This window comes from Pseudidiomarina sediminum DSM 21906, from assembly GCF_000423165.1.
GTDB lineage: Bacteria > Pseudomonadota > Gammaproteobacteria > Enterobacterales > Alteromonadaceae > Pseudidiomarina > Pseudidiomarina sediminum.
Window position 1 is genome coordinate 608,860 of the sequence record NZ_KE383983.1, and the last position, 19,251, is coordinate 628,110.

17 protein-coding genes are annotated in these 19,251 nt (G+C 46.6%); all 17 read left to right on the forward strand.

The features are described 5' to 3' along the window. Positions 1–130 precede the first annotated feature (130 nt). The 17 genes from G535_RS0108165 to G535_RS0108245 all read left to right on the forward strand — a co-directional run bounded on the left by G535_RS0108165 (position 131) and on the right by G535_RS0108245 (position 19,235). Positions 131–394 carry a hypothetical protein gene (locus G535_RS0108165; RefSeq protein ID WP_026861617.1) on the forward strand — a complete coding sequence of 88 codons (264 nt, stop codon included), beginning with the start codon at positions 131–133 and terminating at the stop codon, positions 392–394. 84 nt (positions 395–478) lie between these two features. Next, positions 479–1,852 carry a YjbF family lipoprotein gene (locus G535_RS0108170; protein WP_026861618.1) on the forward strand — a complete coding sequence of 458 codons (1,374 nt, stop codon included), beginning with the start codon at positions 479–481 and terminating at the stop codon, positions 1,850–1,852. Next, positions 1,849–4,002, forward strand: coding sequence for a YjbH domain-containing protein (locus tag G535_RS0108175; protein ID WP_051207070.1), 2,154 nt, complete (start codon positions 1,849–1,851; stop codon positions 4,000–4,002). The genes G535_RS0108170 and G535_RS0108175 overlap by 4 nt, the downstream gene beginning before the upstream one ends. Beyond that, on the forward strand, positions 3,999–5,144 hold the full coding sequence (locus tag G535_RS13265) for a polysaccharide export protein (protein ID WP_034727922.1): 1,146 nt from the start codon (positions 3,999–4,001) through the stop codon (positions 5,142–5,144). Before G535_RS0108175 ends, G535_RS13265 begins: the two co-directional genes overlap by 4 nt. A 130-nt stretch (positions 5,145–5,274) precedes the next feature. Next, on the forward strand, positions 5,275–5,715 hold the full coding sequence (locus G535_RS0108185) for a low molecular weight protein-tyrosine-phosphatase (RefSeq protein ID WP_026861620.1): 441 nt from the start codon (positions 5,275–5,277) through the stop codon (positions 5,713–5,715). Then, a complete protein-coding gene (locus tag G535_RS0108190; RefSeq protein ID WP_034727925.1) occupies positions 5,697–7,904 on the forward strand; it encodes a polysaccharide biosynthesis tyrosine autokinase in 2,208 nt (735 codons plus the stop codon). The genes G535_RS0108185 and G535_RS0108190 overlap by 19 nt, the downstream gene beginning before the upstream one ends. 106 nt (positions 7,905–8,010) lie before the next feature. Further along, on the forward strand, positions 8,011–9,285 hold the full coding sequence (gene tviB / locus G535_RS0108195; protein ID WP_026861622.1) for a Vi polysaccharide biosynthesis UDP-N-acetylglucosamine C-6 dehydrogenase TviB: 1,275 nt from the start codon (positions 8,011–8,013) through the stop codon (positions 9,283–9,285). A gap of 59 nt (positions 9,286–9,344) precedes the next feature. After that, the gene (locus tag G535_RS0108200) at positions 9,345–10,385 is read left to right on the forward strand and encodes an NAD-dependent epimerase/dehydratase family protein (protein ID WP_026861623.1); all 1,041 of its coding nucleotides are present in this window, start codon (positions 9,345–9,347) and stop codon (positions 10,383–10,385) included. Then, positions 10,382–11,632: a flippase gene (locus G535_RS0108205; protein WP_034727928.1), complete on the forward strand. Its 1,251-nt coding sequence runs from the start codon at positions 10,382–10,384 to the stop codon at positions 11,630–11,632. Before G535_RS0108200 ends, G535_RS0108205 begins: the two co-directional genes overlap by 4 nt. A gap of 16 nt (positions 11,633–11,648) precedes the next feature. Further along, complete coding sequence (locus tag G535_RS0108210) at positions 11,649–12,674, forward strand: ATP-grasp domain-containing protein (RefSeq protein ID WP_026861625.1); 1,026 nt, start codon at positions 11,649–11,651, stop codon at positions 12,672–12,674. 183 nt (positions 12,675–12,857) lie between these two features. Beyond that, positions 12,858–13,931: a hypothetical protein gene (locus G535_RS0108215; RefSeq protein WP_026861626.1), complete on the forward strand. Its 1,074-nt coding sequence runs from the start codon at positions 12,858–12,860 to the stop codon at positions 13,929–13,931. 65 nt (positions 13,932–13,996) lie between these two features. Continuing rightward, positions 13,997–14,542 (forward strand): acyltransferase, encoded by a 546-nt coding sequence (locus G535_RS13270; protein ID WP_034727930.1) that lies wholly within the window; start codon positions 13,997–13,999, stop codon positions 14,540–14,542. Continuing rightward, positions 14,532–15,677 (forward strand): glycosyltransferase, encoded by a 1,146-nt coding sequence (locus G535_RS0108225; protein WP_034727932.1) that lies wholly within the window; start codon positions 14,532–14,534, stop codon positions 15,675–15,677. The genes G535_RS13270 and G535_RS0108225 overlap by 11 nt, the downstream gene beginning before the upstream one ends. Next, a complete protein-coding gene (locus G535_RS0108230; RefSeq protein WP_241970450.1) occupies positions 15,664–16,833 on the forward strand; it encodes a glycosyltransferase family 4 protein in 1,170 nt (389 codons plus the stop codon). The genes G535_RS0108225 and G535_RS0108230 overlap by 14 nt, the downstream gene beginning before the upstream one ends. Next, positions 16,830–17,426 carry a sugar transferase gene (locus tag G535_RS0108235; RefSeq protein WP_026861629.1) on the forward strand — a complete coding sequence of 199 codons (597 nt, stop codon included), beginning with the start codon at positions 16,830–16,832 and terminating at the stop codon, positions 17,424–17,426. The genes G535_RS0108230 and G535_RS0108235 overlap by 4 nt, the downstream gene beginning before the upstream one ends. Next, the gene (locus G535_RS0108240; RefSeq protein ID WP_026861630.1) at positions 17,419–18,060 is read left to right on the forward strand and encodes an acetyltransferase; all 642 of its coding nucleotides are present in this window, start codon (positions 17,419–17,421) and stop codon (positions 18,058–18,060) included. Before G535_RS0108235 ends, G535_RS0108240 begins: the two co-directional genes overlap by 8 nt. Then, a complete protein-coding gene (locus G535_RS0108245) occupies positions 18,060–19,235 on the forward strand; it encodes a DegT/DnrJ/EryC1/StrS family aminotransferase (RefSeq protein WP_026861631.1) in 1,176 nt (391 codons plus the stop codon). Before G535_RS0108240 ends, G535_RS0108245 begins: the two co-directional genes overlap by 1 nt. Positions 19,236–19,251 lie beyond the last annotated feature (16 nt).

The window sequence follows — 19,251 nt, forward strand, 5'->3', positions numbered from 1 at the left end:
TAACCCTAAGGGCGGTAGCGTGCCTAAAAGCTTCTGCTTAGGTTGCTCGGCAACCTGCTAAGTGTTATAACTGCCAGTAACCGTCTTTAGGTGGAAGACCCGAAGAAGTTCCGTAAACAAGGAGTTGATTATGAAAGCATTGATGACTGTTGCAGCCGCTGCTGCATTGGCATTCAGCACGTCAGCTGTTGCCAACCCTGAACCAAAACCAGAGCCTAAGCCAGCACCTCAGCCAGTCGTACAAGCTGATGATGCTGCCAACACTGCTGCTAAGAGCGGTGGTACTTCAATCACTACACAAGCCATTGTTGCTGGTGCGATTGCCGCTGGCGTATTGGTTGCTGTAGCGACCAGTGACGACGACGATACACCGACGACCGTTACAAATAACTAAGACCCAATAGAAAGCCGACGAGCCATTTCGTCGGCTTTTTTATTGATTCTCTTTGGTTCAACAATAAGAACAACACGCCCAAAGATGCTGACCTCAAATTATCGGAAGCGCTTTCTCGGTGCTGCCACAGTGCTGTTTGCATTGACCGGCTGCTCAACCTTATCTTCAACTCCTGACAACCCACAAACGTCTGCGGTGATGCAGTCGTTCAACTTGCTGTTTGGCGATGACAAAGCGGCGCCGGAGCGTGCGCAATTGGCACAACTGCCGTACCCAGTCAGTTATGTGCAGTTTGACGAGGAAGCTCCGAACATTATCGTGTTGGGGAGCACTGGCAATCATGGCCAGTATTGGTATTCCGCCAGTAACGAAGCACTAACCCTCTGGCAAGGCCGGATCATTCGCAGCAGTGCATTGACCCGTGAGAACCGTGTCCACACCAGTGCGCTCAGTGCCGATCCGCTCGCCTGCTATTTACAGGGTAACAACCCAGCAGGGTGTTCAACCCGCTGGCAGCGTGCCATTCAAATTGAGCGTCCGGTTGCTGACTTCAATCCTCATCAGCCGCAGCATGAGCTCGCGCGCTTTGAACTCGAGTCCAGCTTCGTGCAACAGGGCCGCGACATTACCGAAACCGGTCGCGCCATCCGTTATGCACAGAAGAACGGCGTCCGCAAAGCGGTCGAGCAATATGAATTTTCGAACAGTTATCGTTTAAGCCAAGATGGTAACTACGTGATTGAAAGCAAGCAATGGTTAAGCCCTGCGCATGGTTATGTGCACCTCGATATGGTCAATTTAGCTGGTGTGAATGCGCCGCGTCCGGCAGTAGCGAGCAGCATATTAGAGGTGCCGGTACAAACCCCGAGCCCACGTTTAGCACAAGTTGTGGCGGCCTTACCCGAGCAATTTTATCCTGATACCTACTGGCCGGGGCTACGTATTCACAGTGACCGCCTCGATAGCCGTTTTGCCGCGCGTCACGCCGGTATGTTGAAGCGCTTACGGATGCTTACCGAAACCTATCGTTATGACGGCGACAAAGAACTTACCGCGTTAGCAGAAGAGCTCACCGCAGCTTTCGCGGCATGGCCGTTACGGGCAAGCTACGTGCATGGTGTTGACCCGGCGCGCATGCTCACCACTTTGCAAGAGAATCCGGTCTTGAACCACGCCGATGGCGACAGCGGTTACCAGGTGGTGATTGCGGCTAGTGATGCCACGCCACAGCAGGTCGGCTTAGCCGCAGTGTCAGAGGTGACGGAAAGCTGGTCAGTGCAACCGAACGGCGAGGTGCAGCGCCTTGCTGACAACGCCAAGGGCGAACGCGCAGGGTTAACCTTAGTAACCGTACGTAGCGATCTATTGCCGAAAGGCTTTCGTGACGTGAATGCACAATTAGCGATGTTCTTACAGCATTGGAATTATGCCGCAGACGCGCAGGGAGGCGGTCAATGAAATACTCTGCGTTAACTGTCGCAGTTTGTTTGGCGTTAGGTGCAACCAGCACGCAAGCACAAGAACGTGACCCTTACACCACCAGTGACTTTGGTGGCGTCGGCTTGCTGCAAACGCCAACCGCACGCATGAACAGCGAAGGCCATTTAACCGTGGGTTACAGCGACACCGACGACTACCGTCGCATGTCATTGACCTTGCAGCTGTTTGATTGGCTTGAGGCTACGGCGCGGTATACCGATTTACGCTACTCGTACTACTCACGCGATCCAGAGTTCAGTAACGATCAGACCTTGAAAGACAAAGGCTTTGACTTGAAATTCCGCCTGGCAGAAGAGGGTACTTGGATGCCTGAGTTTGCCGTTGGGCTGCGTGACCTTGGTGGCACAGGGCTATTTAGTGGTGAGTATTTTGTCGGTAGCAAAGGCTTTGAAACGGACAACTGGGGTACATTTGATGTGCACCTTGGTATGGGCTTTGGCTATTTAGGTCGGCGCGATAACATTTCCAATCCGTTTTGCGAAATCACCGATGAATTTTGTGAGCGCGATAATACAACTAAGCCGGGTGGTGGTGATATTGAATGGGGCCGTATGTTTAAGGGCCCAGCCGCTGTCTTTGGTGGCGTCGAATGGCGCACACCGGTTGAAGGTTTGCGCATTAAAGCCGAGTATGATCCAAATCACTACCAGAATGACCGTGTACCAGCTCCGATTGATCCAGAAAACCCACGGGTGATTGAGGTCGACAGCCCGTGGAACATCGGCGCTGAGTATGCACTGAACCAGCATGTGAATTTGAAGCTTGGCTATCAGCGTGGTAATACCATGACCTTTGGCTTTAGCTTTCGCTATAACCTTGCGACGGCCAACCAAGTGAAGTTGGAACCTGCAAAACGTGAAGCCAAGTACAGCACTACCGCGCGTTTTAGTGACCTCGATATTCAGCGCTTAAGCCAAGACCTCCTGAACGAAACGGGCTTCCGCGTTGCGCAAGTGACCACCGATAGTGCTGAAGAGCGGGTGACCTTGTATGCCGAGCAAACGCGTTATCGTGACCCGGAAGAAGCGGTCGAGAAAGCCGCCCGCATTTTAAGTAATGAATTACCAGAGCAGGTAACGCGATACGAAATCGCTGAATTGAAAGATGGTTTAGGTATTGTTCAGTACAACGTGAATGCGCCGTACTACAAGAGTGCAGCTCGCGGTGAACGATTCTATCGTGACGAACAAGATGCCTTAAGCGTTAGCGAGATCCGCCCGCTTGGGCCACAGCACAGTACCACGAGCTATGAAGCGATCGCGCCGAAAACCTGGGGCTACAATGTGTCTCCGAAGCTAAGCCAAGCCTTTGGTGGTGCCGAAAGTTTCTATTTGTACCAATTAGCGCTGATGGGCGACGCCTATTATCAAGTGAATGATAATTTGGAAATTAGCGGTGTCATTGGTTTGAACCTTATCAACAACTATGATGAGTTCAATTTCTTGGTGGATAACCTTGAGAACCCATTACCGCGCGTGCGTACCCGTATTCGTGAGTATTCAGATAACCAAGATCTGTGGCTGGAAAACCTGCAAGCGACCTACACCAATCAGCTCAGTAACGATTGGTACTACGCCATGTATGGCGGTTACTTAGAGCGTATGTTTGGTGGTGTCGGTGGTGAGGTGTTGTACCGTCCGCTGAATAGTCGTTGGGCGTTTGGGGTTGACTTGAATTACGTGCACCAACGTGACCCAGACAACAGCTTTGCCTTTGAGGATTATGATGTACTGACCGGCCATGCCAGTGTGTATTGGCAGCCGGAGTGGTTTAAGAACAGCTTGATTAAAGTGCAGGCTGGACGTTTCTTAGCCGGTGACGAGGGTGTCCAAATTGACTTCTCGCACCAATTTGACTCGGGCGTATCTGCCGGTGCTTATGCGGCCTTTACCAACGTGTCACGGGAAGACTATGGCGAAGGTGGCTTCACCAAAGGCTTCTATTTAAGTATTCCATTTGATCTGTTCTTTGTGCGCAATACGCTTAGTCGCGGCACCATTGGCTGGCAGCCAATTACCCGTGACGGTGGACAGATGCTAAACCGAACAATTAACCTTTATCAGACAACTGAAGCACGTGGCTTCAAAGCTGGGAAGAACGAACGATGAAAACAAAACTTACAGCAGTAGCACTCGCAACCTTGATGCTGGGCGGTTGTGCCTTTGCTCCAGGTGGTCATATTCCTGATAACAGTAGTGGCGGCTTATTTAGCGACGACAGCCGTAACGCATATGAGCAAGAGTTCAGCGAAGCTGAGTTGATGAAATTGGTCGACGTGTACCAAATTTCACCGATGCTGCTGGCTGAAATGCAAACGCCAGCGAGCAAGCCGCAGGTAAACACAGCACTTGAAGAAGCGCGGAATAACTATGACTACACCGTTGGTCGTGGTGACGTCCTGACCATTACTGTGTGGAACCATCCAGAACTCACCATCCCTGCGGGCTCAATGCGTAGCGCCACTGAAGCGGGTAACTGGGTGCACAATGACGGCACCATTTTCTATCCGTACATCGGTAAAGTGCAGGTGGCGGGTAAGCGTGTGACGCAAATTCGTGAAGAAATTACCAAGCGCCTTGCCAAGTACATTGAAAGCCCACAAGTGGACGTTACCATTGCCGCGTTCCGTAGCCAGCGCGTGTACGTGACCGGTGCAGTGCAACAGCCGGGCACTGTGCCTGTGACCAACGTGCCGATGACCTTAATTGAAGCGGTGAACGCCGCCGGTGGCTTGAACGAAGCGGCCAACTGGAACCAAGTAACCCTGACTCGTGGCGATGAAGTGCGCAACTTCAATTTACGCGAGTTGTATCAGTCAGGTAACACCGCACAAAACTTGCTGCTCAAGCCGAACGACGTGGTGCATGTTGCTCGTAACGACGACAACAAAGTGTTCGTGTTGGGTGAAGTACGTCAGCCGAAGTCATACATGATGGGCCAAAGCGGTATGAGCCTTGCTGAAGCATTGGCGGACGCAGGTGGCTTCTTTGAAGGTACTGCGGACGCTTCTGGTATTTTCGTCATCCGTCAGGCCGAAGCCGACAGCGGTAAAGTCGCTCAGGTGTATCAACTCAATGCGGATAATGCTGTAGCGCTCGTGATGGCGGAGCAATTTGAGCTCCAACAACGTGACATCGTGTACGTGACGGCTGCACCTATTGCCCGTTGGAACCGTGTGATCAACCAGTTATTGCCGTCAATCACAGGTATCTACAGCATCGGCCGCTTCGCTGACGATATTGAAAATTAAGAGCGAAAACTAAGAGCGAAAACTAAGAGCGAAAATTAATCCAACGTTATTCGGCATTTGTACGCTGCGCTATAACTACGGCAAGCGTACGAATGCCTTAACGAATAACGATTAACGAATAACGAAACTAATGTTTGATAAAATCCTCGTCGTTTGTCTTGGCAACATTTGCCGTTCACCTACCGCACACTTCATGCTACAACAAGCTTTACCGGAAAAATCGGTATCGAGTGCTGGCATTACCGCGATGGTGCGCGATGGTGTGGGCTGGGACATGGACGCTAAAGCGCGTAGCATTGCCGAGCAACATGGCCATAGCTTTCCCAAGCACGAAGCACGGCAGTTAACCCGTGAGATTGTTGCTGCCAATGATTTAATTCTGGTGATGGACCAAGAGCAACGCCACTACATTGGCCAGCGCTATCCTGAAGCTCTGGCAAAAACCATGTTATTGGGCCACTGGTTAGGAGGAAAGGATATTCCTGACCCGTACCGCCGTAGTGACGAAGTGTACCAACACGTTTATGAACTAATAGAGAAGAGCTGTAACGAATGGAAAACAAAACTGTGAACACGCCAACTTCCACCCGCCGTGATGACGACGAGATTGATCTCGGGCGTTTGTTTGGGCTGCTGCTGGACCGCCGCTGGCTGATTGTCAGTGTCACTTTTGTGTTCATGGTGTTCGGCGTGCTCTACGCCGTACTTTCAACACCGATTTATCAAGCGGACGCGCTCCTGCAAGTTGAGAAAAAATCGAGTGGCTTGCCTGCACTAGGTAGCGAATTTGGCGAGATGTTTACCTCGGACAGCGAAGCTGCCACAGAAATCGAGATCATGAAGTCGCGTATGGTGATTGGCTCGGTGGTGGACCAATTACAGCTGACCCACCAAGTCACGCCAGAATACATGCCGGTGATTGGTGAATGGCTAGCGCGTCGCACACCTGCCACTGATCGTGTGGTGCTTGGGCAGTTTACCGTGCCCGCCGCCTATGAAGGGCGTCCGTTAACACTGGAATTTGCAGACGACGAAAGTAGCTTTACCTTAGTGGATGAAAACGGTGAGCTATTGCTGGAAGGGCAAGTGGGTACCCTCGCCAGCAGTGAAGATTTCTTACTGTTGATTTCAGATGTGCAGTTGCCTGACACCAACACCTTTACTTTGGTGAAGGCCAATCGGTTGCGTGTCATTAAAAGCGTGCAGTCGGGCTTGTCGGTGGGCGAGCGTGGCAAGCAAACCGGTATTTTGACCGCCAGCTTCCAACATAAAGACCGCCGTTATGCCGAACGTGTGCTGGATGCGATTGCACAAGAGTACATGCTGCAAAATATACGTCGTAACGCTGCTGAAGCAGAGAACAGCTTGTCGTTTATTGAACGCCAATTGCCGGAAGTACGGAAAAACCTGACCGAAGCGGAAGATAAACTGAATAAGTACCGCTTAGAGAGTCAGTCGGTGGATTTGACCATTGAAACCGAAAGCCTGCTAACCCGTGTGGTGGAAATTGAGAAACGCTTGAACGAGCTCGAACTGAAAGAGAAAGAGCTATCACGTTTGTACACCAAAGAGCACCCTACCTATCAGTCGTTGATGGAGCAAAAGCAGCAGTTGGTGCGTGAGCAAGAACAAATTAACGAACAAGTGGGCGGCTTGCCGGAAACCCAGCAAGAAGTGTTGCGCATGGCGCGTGACGTGGAAGTTTCGCAAGAAATCTACGTGCAACTACTGAACCGAATGCAAGAACTGAACGTGTTAAAAGCCGGTACCGTGGGTAACGTGCGTATTTTGGACGAAGCCGTGACGAACCCGCAAGCGGTGGCGCCGAAGAAGAGCTTGATTGTGGTGTTAGCAACCATGCTTGGTGGCATGGTGAGCGTCGGCTATGTATTCGTGACCGCAGCGTTAAACCGTGGCGTGGAGTCGCCAGAGCAGCTGGAAGAGCTCGGCATTAACGTGTATGCCTCAGTGCCGATGTCACCGACTCAGCGCGATATGAATGCTAGCTTAGCCTCGCTAGTGGGGCGCACCAAAGAAAGTAAGGACTTACCTTTCTTGGCCTTAGAAGACCCAGCAGACCTTGCCATTGAAGCGTTGCGTGGCCTGCGTACCAGTTTGCACTTCGCTATGCTCGAAGCGAAGAACAAGACCATTATGATTTCAGGCCCAGCGCCTGGCGTAGGTAAGAGCTTTGTGACCTTGAACTTGGCCGCCGTATTGGCGCAAGCAGGGCAAAAAGTATTGGTGATTGACGGTGATATTCGTCGTGGCTACATGCACTTGTCGCTAGGTTTGCCGAACCAGTATGGCTTGTCAGACTTTTTGGCCAGTGTGGATAAAACCCCTGAAGGTGGCGCGATTGACAAGAACAACCTGTCGACCGTTATTCACAAAACCCGGGTGCCGAACATGCACTTTATTTCACGAGGTACCTCAGCACCGAACCCGTCGGAGCTCATGATGCACCCGCGGATGGCGAAAATGCTCGAGAAAGCTAATGAGTACTACGATTACGTACTCATTGATACCCCGCCAATTTTGGCCGTGACGGACGCCGCTATTGTGGGTCGCTACTGTGGCACGACACTACTGGTTGCGCGCTTTGGTGAAACGCCAGTGAAAGAAGTTGAAGTGACAGTGAAGCGTTTTGCTCAGAATGGTATTGACGTGCGTGGGGTTATCCTTAACAGCGTTGAGCGTCGCGCTGGCGCAGGGTATGGCTATGGCTACACCTACGGTTATAGCTATAAAAGCGACTAAGCGCTGATTTCTTTTCTTTGCCTTACCACGACAGTTAACAACCGCTTCGTTAACTGTCGTGCGTGTCTAAATTTTCTTTGAACCGCTAACTTTGAGATGTAACGTTATGGATTTGAACAACGTAAAACTAGCTGTGATCGGTCTGGGCTATGTCGGCCTTCCTCTTGCTGTAGAGTTCGGTAAGCACTATCCAACGATTGGTTTTGATATTCATCAAAAGCGTGTTGATGAGTTAAAGCAAGGTCATGACCATACCCTCGAAGTCGAGCCAGAAGAATTACAACTAGCTACGCAGCTGACCTACACCGCAGATGCAACAGCGCTTGAGCAAGCCAATATCTATATTGTCACCGTTCCCACACCTATTAATCGTTTTAAACAGCCTGATTTAACACCATTAATTAAGGCTTCCGAAACCATAGGTAAAACACTGAAGAAAGGTGACATCGTTATTTATGAGTCAACGGTGTATCCAGGCGCAACAGAAGAAGATTGTGTACCTGTGCTTGAACGTGTTTCAGGGTTGAAATTCAATAAAGATTTCTATGCCGGCTATAGCCCTGAACGGATTAATCCGGGCGACAAAGAACACCGTGTGACGACTATTTTGAAAGTGACCTCAGGGTCAACACCTGATGTCGCTGATTTCGTTGACAGCTTGTATGCTTCGATTATCACTGCGGGTACCCATAAAGCGGCCAGCATCAAAGTGGCCGAAGCGGCAAAAGTGATTGAGAATACCCAGCGTGATGTGAACATTGCTTTAATTAACGAGCTCGCGATGATTTTCAATCGTATGGGCATTGATACCGAAGCGGTACTAGAAGCAGCCGGCACGAAGTGGAACTTCTTACCGTTCCGTCCCGGCCTTGTTGGTGGTCACTGTATTGGCGTCGACCCGTATTATTTAACACACAAAGCCGAAGCCATTGGCTACCACCCAGAGATGATTCTGGCAGGCCGTCGCATTAACGATAATATGAGTCGTTATGTAGCGTCGGAGTTCGTGAAGGCAATGCTGAAAAAGGGCATGACCGTAAAAGACGCTCGAGTACTGATTATGGGCCTAACCTTCAAAGAGAACTGCCCGGATATTCGTAACACCAAAGTGGTCGATATTATCGAAGAGTTCCAACAGTACGGTATGCACGTGGACGTGTATGACCCTTGGGTGGACGCGGACGAGGCACAGCGTGAATACGGTGTAAAGGTTACCCAGGAACCGAAAAACAACACTTATGATGGTGTTGTGGTCGCGGTAGCACATCAGCAGTTCAAAAACCTTGGCTTAGAGGGTATCCGTGGTTATACCAAGGCAACACATGTGGTCTATGATCTGAAATACATTGTTGATGCGGGTGACGTTGATATCCGCCTTTGAATGTGTCAAATGACATGTTTCAAAGTTAATTGAATTAAAAAATCAGGATTTAGTGTCAAATGACTAAGTATGAAGAAGTGCAACAGCAGCTATCAGCAGAACCGAAAGTTTGGTTGGTAACCGGAGTCGCCGGTTTTATCGGCTCAAACTTACTTGAAACCTTACTAAAGTTGAATCAGTCAGTCGTAGGCCTCGACAACTTTTCGACCGGCTTCCAGCATAACCTTGATGAAGTGCGTTCATTAGTATCAGAAGAGCAGTGGGCGCGCTTTCAGTTCGTTGAAGGTGATATTTGCGATTTAGATACCTGTCGCCACGTATTAACCCATAGCAGTGCTGGCAAAGTGAACTACGTATTGCATCAAGCTGCGCTCGGTTCAGTGCCTCGCTCCATTGACGACCCTATTAATACCAACCGTAGCAACATTGACGGCTTTTTGAATATGTTGGTTGCAGCAAAAGACGCAAAGGTGGACAGCTTCACCTATGCAGCAAGTAGCTCAACCTATGGTGACCACCCAGCCCTTCCAAAAGTTGAAGAGAACATTGGTAACCCATTGTCGCCGTACGCCGTCACGAAATATGTGAACGAGCTTTACGCCGATGTGTTTGCGCGCACCTACGGTTTCAATTGTATTGGACTACGATATTTCAATGTGTTCGGGAAACGCCAGAATCCGGATGGTGCATATGCCGCGGTGATTCCAAAATGGACTGCAGCGATGATCCAAGGCCAAGATGTTTTTATCAATGGGGATGGGGATACCAGTAGAGATTTTTGTTTTATTGAGAATACCGTACAAGCAAACTTGTTAGCCGCAACGGTCGAGTGCGAAGATGCTCGCAATCAAGTTTATAATGTTGCGGTGGGAGATAGGACAACATTGAACCAATTATTCCAGTCTATTAGCAACTCGTTAGCCTTAAATAGTGTATCTTACTGCAAACAGGCAATCTTTCGTCCCTTCCGAGACGGTGACGTTCGTCACTCCCAAGCGGATATCAGCAAGATATCTAAGCTTCTTGGTTATAAACCTGAATTTAAAATTCAAGATGGTATAGAATCTGCTATGCCTTGGTATATAAAGTTTCTACGATGAAGTGGCATTTGGGTTTACTTGGTGAAAAGCTAAAAGAAAGTAACGAAGGAAGGGTTGTTGCAAGAAATCTTGGTTTTCTAACCCTTCTTCAAATCGGGACTTACATATTTCCGTTATTTACAATACCTTATCTAGCTCGAACTATTGGCGTTGATGGTTTTGGTAAAATAGCTTTTGCAGCAGCTGTCATGGTTTGGTTTAGAACTATCACTGATTGGGGGTTTAATTACACCGCTACTCGGGATGTTGCTAGAAATAGGGAGAATAGAGAAAAAGTCTCAGAAATATTCTCTCACGTAATATGGGCTCAATTGCTTCTGATGCTTGTAGCGTTTTTGATGCTATTGGCGGCAATTTACTTAATCCCTTATTTCTACCAAAATAGAGTGGTACTTCTTGCTAGCTTTCTTATGCTTCCGGGGTACATTTTATTCCCAATATGGCTTTTTCAAGCTATGGAAAAGATGAAGTATATAACGATACTTGATCTGATTTCTAAGACTCTCTTCACTACACTGCTTTTTATCTTCATTACTAATGAAGATGATTATGTGCTTCAACCTCTATTTATTGCATCTGGGTATGCTTTGTCAGCGGTGGTTGCGATGTATATTATCTTAGTGAATTGGAGAATAAAGCTATACTTCCCTACATTTAATAGTTTGACCTTTGCAATTCGTAAAAGCGCGAATGTTTTCGTAAATAATATAATGCCAAACCTTTATAATAGTCTGTCAGTCGTGATTCTTGCATTTGTTGGTGGTAGTCACGCAAATGGAATACTTGATGCTGGTACTAAGTTTATAAATATTGCTCAGGGTTTCCTAAATGTTATATCCAAAGCATTCTTTCCATTTTTATCAAGAAGAATAGATAAGCACGCGGTTTATACATATATAAATTTAGTCTTGTCAGTTTTTGTCGCTGGTTTTCTTTTTATATCATCCCCTGTAATTGTTAAGTTCTTTTACGGTGATGAGTTTATGAATGCTGTACCCGTTTTGCAAATAATGTCAATTTCGGTTGTCTCGCTATCATTAAATAATGTATATGGTATAAATTATCTTATCATCCGCGGTTATGAAAAAGAGCTAAGAAACATAACAGTAACTAGTTCATTGATTGGGTTAACAATTGCGTATCCTATGATTTATTATTATGGGTACCTTGGCGCTGCATTCGTTATTACCTTTACAAGATTTATTTTAGGTGTTTCAATTTTTATAAAGGCAAAAGCCTTGAAATAATATAGAGAGCTTCAGAATGAAAGTTGCCATCCACCATAGAGAGGGAAGCTTTTCCGATGCTTGGATTTTATATTGTCAAAAGCATGGAATTCAGTTCAAATTAGTTAATGCATATGATTCTGACTTTATCTCCCAATTAGAAGGGTGTGCGTTTTTTTTGTGGCATCATCATCATGCTCACTCCCAAGATATTTTGTCTGCGAAAAGGATTTTATTCGCTTTAGAACACGCGAATGTGAATGTATTCCCTGATTATAATTCAGCGTGGCATTTTGATGACAAAGTGGCGCAGAAATACCTCTTGGAAGCGATAGGTGCGCCGATTGTTCCTAGTTTTGTATTCTACAGCAAAAAAGAGGCTAATGAATGGATGAGCTCTCAAGAGTTCCCTGTTGTGTTTAAGCTCGCAGGTGGAGCGGGAGCATCAAATGTTAAATTGGTTAGAAATCAAAAAGACGCTAAAAACCTCATTAGTAAAGCTTTTGGTCGGGGAATCCCTCGATTTGACCGGCTGGGCAACTTTAAAGAGCGGTTAAGTAAATACAAATCAGGACAAGCTAACCTGTTAAGCGTGATGCGGAGCCTTGGTCGCTTGTTTATTCCCAAGGAACATGTGAAGCTACAAGGTCGTGATAAAGGGTATATATATTTTCAGAAGTTCATACCAAATAACAAATCGGACACTCGCGTAATAGTTGTTGGTGATAGAGCTTTTGCGATAAAGCGTCTAGTGAGAGATGGCGACTTTCGCGCATCGGGAAGCGGAAAGATTGAATACGATCGATCCTCCATCGATCTGCGCGCCGTGGAAATTGCTTTTGAAACCTCGAAAGCACTGCGTGCAAGTTGTTTGAGTTATGATTTTGTTAACGATAAAAATGGCAACCCGTTGATTGTAGAAATCAGTTATGGATTCAGTATTTCAGCCTATTTCGACTGTCCGGGATATTGGGATAGCGAATTGAACTGGCATGGTGATAAATTTGATGCGCGCGAGTGGATGATTGATGATCTTCTAAAGGAATATAATAAGTATAATTAAGCTATTGGTGAAGGAATCTATTGTTGAGATTTTTCAGTGAATCGGCTAAAGCATATTTAGGTGATTAGATCTATAGAGAGCGCTGAGTGCTCGTTAGCAGTTGTATAGGATTAAATAAAGCCTGTGAAAAGTCTTAACCTCAATGGAAGCGCTCGTTTTGTGCTGTTAGGAAAAGTTTGAAATATGAATAAACACCATAAGAGTGTAGGAATATTCAAAATTAAATCTCCTCTTTTTGTTTTCTGCTTTGTGCTTGCTTTGAAATTATTGATTAGCTTGGCCTTTTATGGCTTTGAAGTTGATAAGTATAATTTCATCCCTTTGGTCGGTGATGATGAATATGGTTATTATTATAAGTCTATAGATGTTTTGCATGGAATACAGAGTAACGGCCTTTTGTGGATGTGGGACAATTATTTTTTATACACTGGAAGTCACCACTTTATCTATTATTTTTTATTAGCGCCCATATTCCTTTTTGAAGATCCTTACTTGGTTCTTCTTGTTATTAAGTCGTTCGTATATGCTGCATCGAGCGTCCTAGTATATAAACTTTCTTTTCGGCTGTATAACCGTAAAACGGCGGCGCTTGCAGCAGCGTGTTTTGTTGCTTACATACCAATGCATATACTTAGCCTCTCGTTCATGCGCGATGACATAATGTTCTTCTGTATTATTGGAGGGGTTTATTATGCGATTCAACCTAACAGTAGGAAAAGTTTGCTTTTATTGATGGCTTTTATCGCTATTTTGTTTGGTTTTAGGTTGAACGCTGCTGTTGCGTTGATAGTTTTCGTAGCATTCTACAACCTAGACTTAATCAAAACAAAAAAGGGTAAGTTATTATCCTTTTTTATAATGGTGATTCTCATATATTTTCTATATATAAGGTGGGAATTGTTTTCTGGGTTTTATAGCAAGGTTTCTTTTGGACACTTGTTGATTAGCACTCCCTACGAGATTGTTAGGTTCATTCTTTCTCCATTACCACTTCAATTGACAGAGGAGCTTCCCCTAATACTTAAGGGCTGGTACGTGTTTAGCTTTTGGGTTTCTGTTATAGCGCTATTTTGCATTCTCAGGAGTATGCTGAATAGGACAAACTGGCGACTGAAAGCTTCTCTTATTGCAATGGTGCTCGTGTATATACTGCCTTATATTGTTGTTGGTGACCTTGGGTTTCGCCAGCAGTCAGTGATTGCGCCGCTATTATTTGGATTATTGGTTGTCCCAGTCTTTACCAGCACATCACGCTGAACAGTTTTGCTTTGCTCAAATTCTATTAACTATCTCTTAAGAAGTCGGAGTAAGGTCTTCTAGTCATGAAACTTTTATCTCGCATGCGTAAATTAATTATGTTGTCTGCCTCTCTTCTATTGGGGCGGAAATGGTTGGCGAAAAGGCTTGGCGTTGTAATTGGTGAGAACTGCCGGATTTATATTAGAGATTTCGGTTCTGAGCCGTTTTTGATTCAGTTGGGGGATAATGTAACTATAACCTCCGGGGTAAAGATTCTTACTCATGACGGCGCGACTGGTCTTATTGCTGATGATAAAGGGAAAAGGTTTCAACGGTATAGTCCTGTTAAAATTGGTAATAATGTGTTTTTAGGTGTGAACTCCATTGTTATGCCTGGGGTTTCAATCGGTGATAATGTAATTGTTGCCGCAGGAAGTATAGTTACGAAGGACATACCTAGTGGAAGCGTTTTTGGTGGTAACCCAGCTAAGAGTATTTGTTCCTTTGAGGATTACTCCTCGAAGGTTAAAGCGGAATATATTAGTGATAGCCAATTAGAAGGAATCGATAACTACAAAGAACGAGTTTTTCACTATATTAAGATTGCGAGGCAGCGAGATGAAAAGTAGTGGTCTCAAGTCTGTTCTGTTTGTAAGCCCAACATCAATCCTGGGCGGGGCGGAAAGAGTAATGCAAAACCTTGCAACTCAGCTAGTCGAACAGGGTGTCAATGTGATTTTTTATTCGATGTCACGAGGTGGGCAACCCGGATGGGAGCATTTAAAAAGACGTTCTAACTTTACTTTGATTGAGAAGGGCTATCAATCAGAGAAAATGTCTTTGATACCATCCATTTTGAATATATGGAAACTGTCCAGACAATATAAGTTTTGCGTTGTAGCTTCATCCCATACCCACACGAATGCTGTTTTATCACTTTTGAGGAAGCTTAAATTAATTAGAGTAGATTATTTAGTTGGGCGAGAATCCACTTTTATCTTCGACCGATTTTACGGGGTTAAACGAAAGATTTTTAAGCTACTGTATAAGTACCTATATGGAAGTCATGATCTTCTTATTTGTCAGACGCATGGCATGAAAGAGTCTCTATTGAATAACCTTGGCTTCAGTCCTGCAATTAAAATTTCAGTGATTCCAAATCCAGTGGGGCCTAGAGTTGAAGCCTTGGCAAAAAAATTGAAGCCTCGCAATGTTGAGATAAAAGAAAATCTCAATATTTGTGTTTGTGGAAGGTTTATACCTCTTAAGAATTTCGAAGGGTTGCTCAGGGCGTACCGTGATATTGCTCAAAATATTGGTCGCTTAAAGTTGCACTTTGTAGGTGATGGGCCATTGCTGGGAGAACTCAAAGCGTTATCGAGAGAATTAGGAATTTCAGATTCCGTAGTTTTTCATGGGAAAATTGAAGACCCAACAATTGTCTTCATGCAATGCAGAATTGGGGTTATCCCTTCAAAACGGGAAGGCTTCCCTAACGTCCTTTTAGAAATGATTGCCTCCGGTGTCAATCGTATACTTTCAACTCCATGCACCGATGCGGTTCGGAGAATCCCCGGCTTGACAGTTTCTGAGGACGCTTCAGTCGAATCATTGAGGGAGTCTTTGCAACAAGTAATTTTATCCGACGCAGACTATAGTGAGGTTTATCGTAGCTATCTTTTGAATCATCATACGAGTCGCTTTTTCTTAGAGACGGTTCAGAAGCAACTTCTGACAAAGGAGAAGTGTGATGATGCGCATTGAAAGAAATCATAGGGGCATAGTAAAAAGAGCCTTAATTTTGGCCTCCTATCCTGACTCATTGGTTAACTTTAGAGCGGCGTTTATTAGACGCTTGATTGAGCTAGAGATAGAGGTCCATGTTGCAGCTCCAAACTTGAGTCAATCAATCGATGTGAAAAAGCATCTTTGTGAAATGGGAGCTACTTGCCATGACGCATATATAAAGCGTACAGGTCTGAATCCTCTCAATGATGTGGTTGGATTAATTCGCCTTATGTCACTTTTTAGAAAGGTTCAACCAAATTTAGTGTTAGCTTATACGATAAAACCCGTAATTTGGGGCCTCAAAGCAGCTAGTCTTGTCGGGGTCGAGCAGCGAGTTGCTCTTATCACAGGACTTGGCTATGCATTCACTGGGAAAGCAACAGGCTTGCGCGGTTTTGTACAGAAAATTGCTAAGTCACTGTACAAATCGTCATTGAAGAAAGCATCGCTTGTGTTTTTCCAGAATCCTGACGATTTGGAAGAGTTTGCCAGTACGGGGCTTCTGCCGCAGCATATCCGAACCGAAGTGGTTAACGGTTCAGGAGTTGATACCAGCAACTATGAGCATGCTGCCTTTCCGTCAAACGCAACCATCAACTACTTACTTATTGCCCGTCTTTTGGGAGACAAAGGGATTCGAGAGTATGTTTCTGCCGCGCGTAAAATCTGTGCAAAACACCCTCATGCTCAGTTTCATTTAGTCGGCGGGCTTGATACTAATCCAAACGCGATCTCGGAAGAGGAAGTTAACGCGTGGGTACAGGAAGGCGTGCTTCAGTGGCATGGCGCAGTGGATGATGTTCGTCCGTTCATCGCGAATAGTCACGTCTATGTTCTCCCTAGTTACCGTGAAGGAACGCCTCGTTCTGTTTTAGAAGCTATGTCTATGGGGCGTGCCGTTATTACCACGGATGCGCCGGGTTGTCGCGAAACTGTGGTTGATGGCGATAATGGCTTCTTGGTTGACGTGAAGTCTGTTGACCAGCTCGTTACTGCTATGGAACGTTTTATCCTGCAACCAGAGTTAATTGAATCGATGGGACAACGGTCACGTGAAATTGCTTGCGAAAAATACGATGTTCATAAAGTGAATAAGGCGATGTTGAAAGCCATGGGAATTATTAAAGAATGAAACGTTGCTTAGATTTTTTCGCTGCACTTGTTGGCTTGCTTGCTTTGTTCCCCGTCATTCTTGTATTGAGCATTCTGATTCGCGTGAAGCTAGGTTCCCCCATTTTCTTTTCGCAAGTTCGCCCCGGTCTGCATGGTAAGCCGTTTCGTATGGTTAAATTTCGCACCATGCGAGACGCCAACGACAGCAATGGGAATCCGTTGCCAGACGCCGAGCGGTTGACCTCGTTTGGTAACTTCTTGCGAGCGACAAGCCTAGATGAATTACCCGAGCTTTGGAATGTGCTTAAAGGTGAGATGAGCTTGGTAGGTCCGCGTCCACTATTGATGGAATACCTTGAGCTATATAGCCCTGAGCAAGCCCGACGTCACGAAGTTCGTCCCGGTGTTACTGGTTGGGCACAAGTGAATGGAAGGAATGCCATTAGCTGGGAACAGAAGTTTGAATTAGATGTTTGGTATGTCGACAACCGGACGTTGTGGCTTGATATCAAAATTCTATTTCTAACAGTCAAAAAAGTATTTGTTCGAGAAGGAATATCTGCCGAGGGAGAGGCGACAATGTCAAAATTTGAGGGCTCAGAGCATGACTAAGTTAATTGGAGTATATGGCGCAAGTGGTTTTGGCCGAGAGGTCATGCCGTTGGTTCGCGTGCAGTTTCCGGACGCTGACTATGTTTTTATTGATGATGGAGCTGCAGGTGGGGAGTTGAATGGCTATCCCATTCTTTCGTACGAAGACTTCTGCGCAAAAGATGTAAGTGAGCGAGCGGTAAGCATTGCTATCGCAAATAGTTCTGTACGAGAGAAGCTGGCGGCTAAGCTGACGGAATCTGGAATTCCTCAAATTGATGTTTTGGCAAGCAATGTCGTTGTGCTTGATGCTGTTGATATGCAAGCTGGCGCTATTTTATGTCCTTTTGTGACCCTTACTTCAAACATTAAAATTGGTAAGTCATTTCACGCGAACATCTACAGTTACGTTGCACATGATTGCGTCATTGGCGATTACGTTACATTTGCTCCTTCGGCAAAATGTAATGGCAATGTCCACATTGAAGATCATGCTTATATAGGTACTGGAGCTGTCATTAAACAGGGTACTCCAGATAAGCCAGTTGTGATCGGGAAAGGGGCGATTGTCGGTATGGGGGCCGTGGTCACGAAAAGCGTCGCTCCAGGAACGGTAGTTGTCGGAAATCCAGCCAAACCGCTAGAGAAGAAGTAATGCTAAACACCCCATTCTCCCCATGGCCGTCGTTTACTGAAGAAGAAGCGAAGGCTGTTCATGATGTGATCTTGTCGAACCGTGTGAACTACTGGACAGGTACCGAGTGTCGCGAGTTCGAGAAGGAGTTCGCGGCGTATACCGACAGCAACTACGCAGTTGCGATGGGTAACGGTACCTTGGCGCTCGATGTGGCGTTGCAAGCGCTTGGTGTCGGCGCGGGCGACGAGGTGATTGTGACGCCGCGTACCTTTATCGCGTCTATTTCAACGGTCGTTAATGCGGGGGCGACGCCGGTATTTGCTGATGTCGATCGCGAGAGCCAAAACATTGAAGCCCATACCATTGCGCCGGTGATCACGCCGCGCACCAAAGCGATTGTCGTGGTGCATCTGGCCGGTCGTCCTGCCGAAATGGACGCCATTATGGCCTTAGCCGAGCAGCATGGAATTTACGTGGTTGAAGACTGTGCGCAGGCACATGGCGCACGTTATAAAGGTCGTTCGGTTGGCAGCATTGGTCATATTGGCGCTTGGTCGTTTTGCCAAGACAAAATCATGACCACCGGCGGCGAGGGCGGCATGGTCACCACCAATGACGAAACCTTATGGCGCAAAATGTGGTCATTTAAAGACCACGGTAAAAGCTATGAAGCGGTGTATGAGCGCGAGCATCCGCCAGGGTTTCGTTGGTTACACGAAAGCTTTGGTACCAACTGGCGTATGATGGAAACTCAGGCCGCGATTGGCCGTATTCAGTTACAGCGTATGCCTGACTGGACTGCTGCACGGCAGCGCAACACGGCAGCCATAACCGCAGTTTGTGCGGAGTTTTCTGTCGTCCGTACGCCGTCAGTACCTGCTCACATGGAGCACGCTTGCTACAAGCATTATTGCTTTGTTGAACCAGAACAACTGGCTGAAGGTTGGACGCGTGATCGCATCGTTGAAGAAATGGTGGCGCGTGGCGTACCTTGCTTTCAAGGTTCGTGTTCTGAAGTGTACCTCGAGAAAGCTTTCGACAACACTGGCTGGCGCCCTGAGACGCCGTTGCCAGTTGCCCACGAGCTTGGCAACACATCACTGATGTTCTTGGTACACCCAACGCTTACCGACGCTGAAATCGAGAAAACCTGTAGCGTATTACGCGAGGTGCTTACGCAAGCACAAAAGTAAGCTTTCTCTTACATCA

Excerpts from the sequence above, each read along its gene's own strand:
- G535_RS0108165 (WP_026861617.1), top strand. The coding sequence starts at position 131 with ATGAAAGCATTGATGACTGTTGCAGCCGCTGCTGCATTGGCATTCAGC.
- G535_RS0108170 (WP_026861618.1), top strand. The coding sequence starts at position 479 with ATGCTGACCTCAAATTATCGGAAGCGCTTTCTCGGTGCTGCCACAGTG.
- G535_RS0108175 (WP_051207070.1), top strand. The coding sequence starts at position 1,849 with ATGAAATACTCTGCGTTAACTGTCGCAGTTTGTTTGGCGTTAGGTGCA.
- G535_RS13265 (WP_034727922.1), top strand. The coding sequence starts at position 3,999 with ATGAAAACAAAACTTACAGCAGTAGCACTCGCAACCTTGATGCTGGGC.
- G535_RS0108185 (WP_026861620.1), top strand. The coding sequence starts at position 5,275 with ATGTTTGATAAAATCCTCGTCGTTTGTCTTGGCAACATTTGCCGTTCA.
- G535_RS0108190 (WP_034727925.1), top strand. The coding sequence starts at position 5,697 with ATGGAAAACAAAACTGTGAACACGCCAACTTCCACCCGCCGTGATGAC.
- tviB (WP_026861622.1), top strand. The coding sequence starts at position 8,011 with ATGGATTTGAACAACGTAAAACTAGCTGTGATCGGTCTGGGCTATGTC.
- G535_RS0108200 (WP_026861623.1), top strand. The coding sequence starts at position 9,345 with ATGACTAAGTATGAAGAAGTGCAACAGCAGCTATCAGCAGAACCGAAA.
- G535_RS0108205 (WP_034727928.1), top strand. The coding sequence starts at position 10,382 with ATGAAGTGGCATTTGGGTTTACTTGGTGAAAAGCTAAAAGAAAGTAAC.
- G535_RS0108210 (WP_026861625.1), top strand. The coding sequence starts at position 11,649 with ATGAAAGTTGCCATCCACCATAGAGAGGGAAGCTTTTCCGATGCTTGG.
- G535_RS0108215 (WP_026861626.1), top strand. The coding sequence starts at position 12,858 with ATGAATAAACACCATAAGAGTGTAGGAATATTCAAAATTAAATCTCCT.
- G535_RS13270 (WP_034727930.1), top strand. The coding sequence starts at position 13,997 with ATGAAACTTTTATCTCGCATGCGTAAATTAATTATGTTGTCTGCCTCT.
- G535_RS0108225 (WP_034727932.1), top strand. The coding sequence starts at position 14,532 with ATGAAAAGTAGTGGTCTCAAGTCTGTTCTGTTTGTAAGCCCAACATCA.
- G535_RS0108230 (WP_241970450.1), top strand. The coding sequence starts at position 15,664 with ATGATGCGCATTGAAAGAAATCATAGGGGCATAGTAAAAAGAGCCTTA.
- G535_RS0108235 (WP_026861629.1), top strand. The coding sequence starts at position 16,830 with ATGAAACGTTGCTTAGATTTTTTCGCTGCACTTGTTGGCTTGCTTGCT.
- G535_RS0108240 (WP_026861630.1), top strand. The coding sequence starts at position 17,419 with ATGACTAAGTTAATTGGAGTATATGGCGCAAGTGGTTTTGGCCGAGAG.
- G535_RS0108245 (WP_026861631.1), top strand. The coding sequence starts at position 18,060 with ATGCTAAACACCCCATTCTCCCCATGGCCGTCGTTTACTGAAGAAGAA.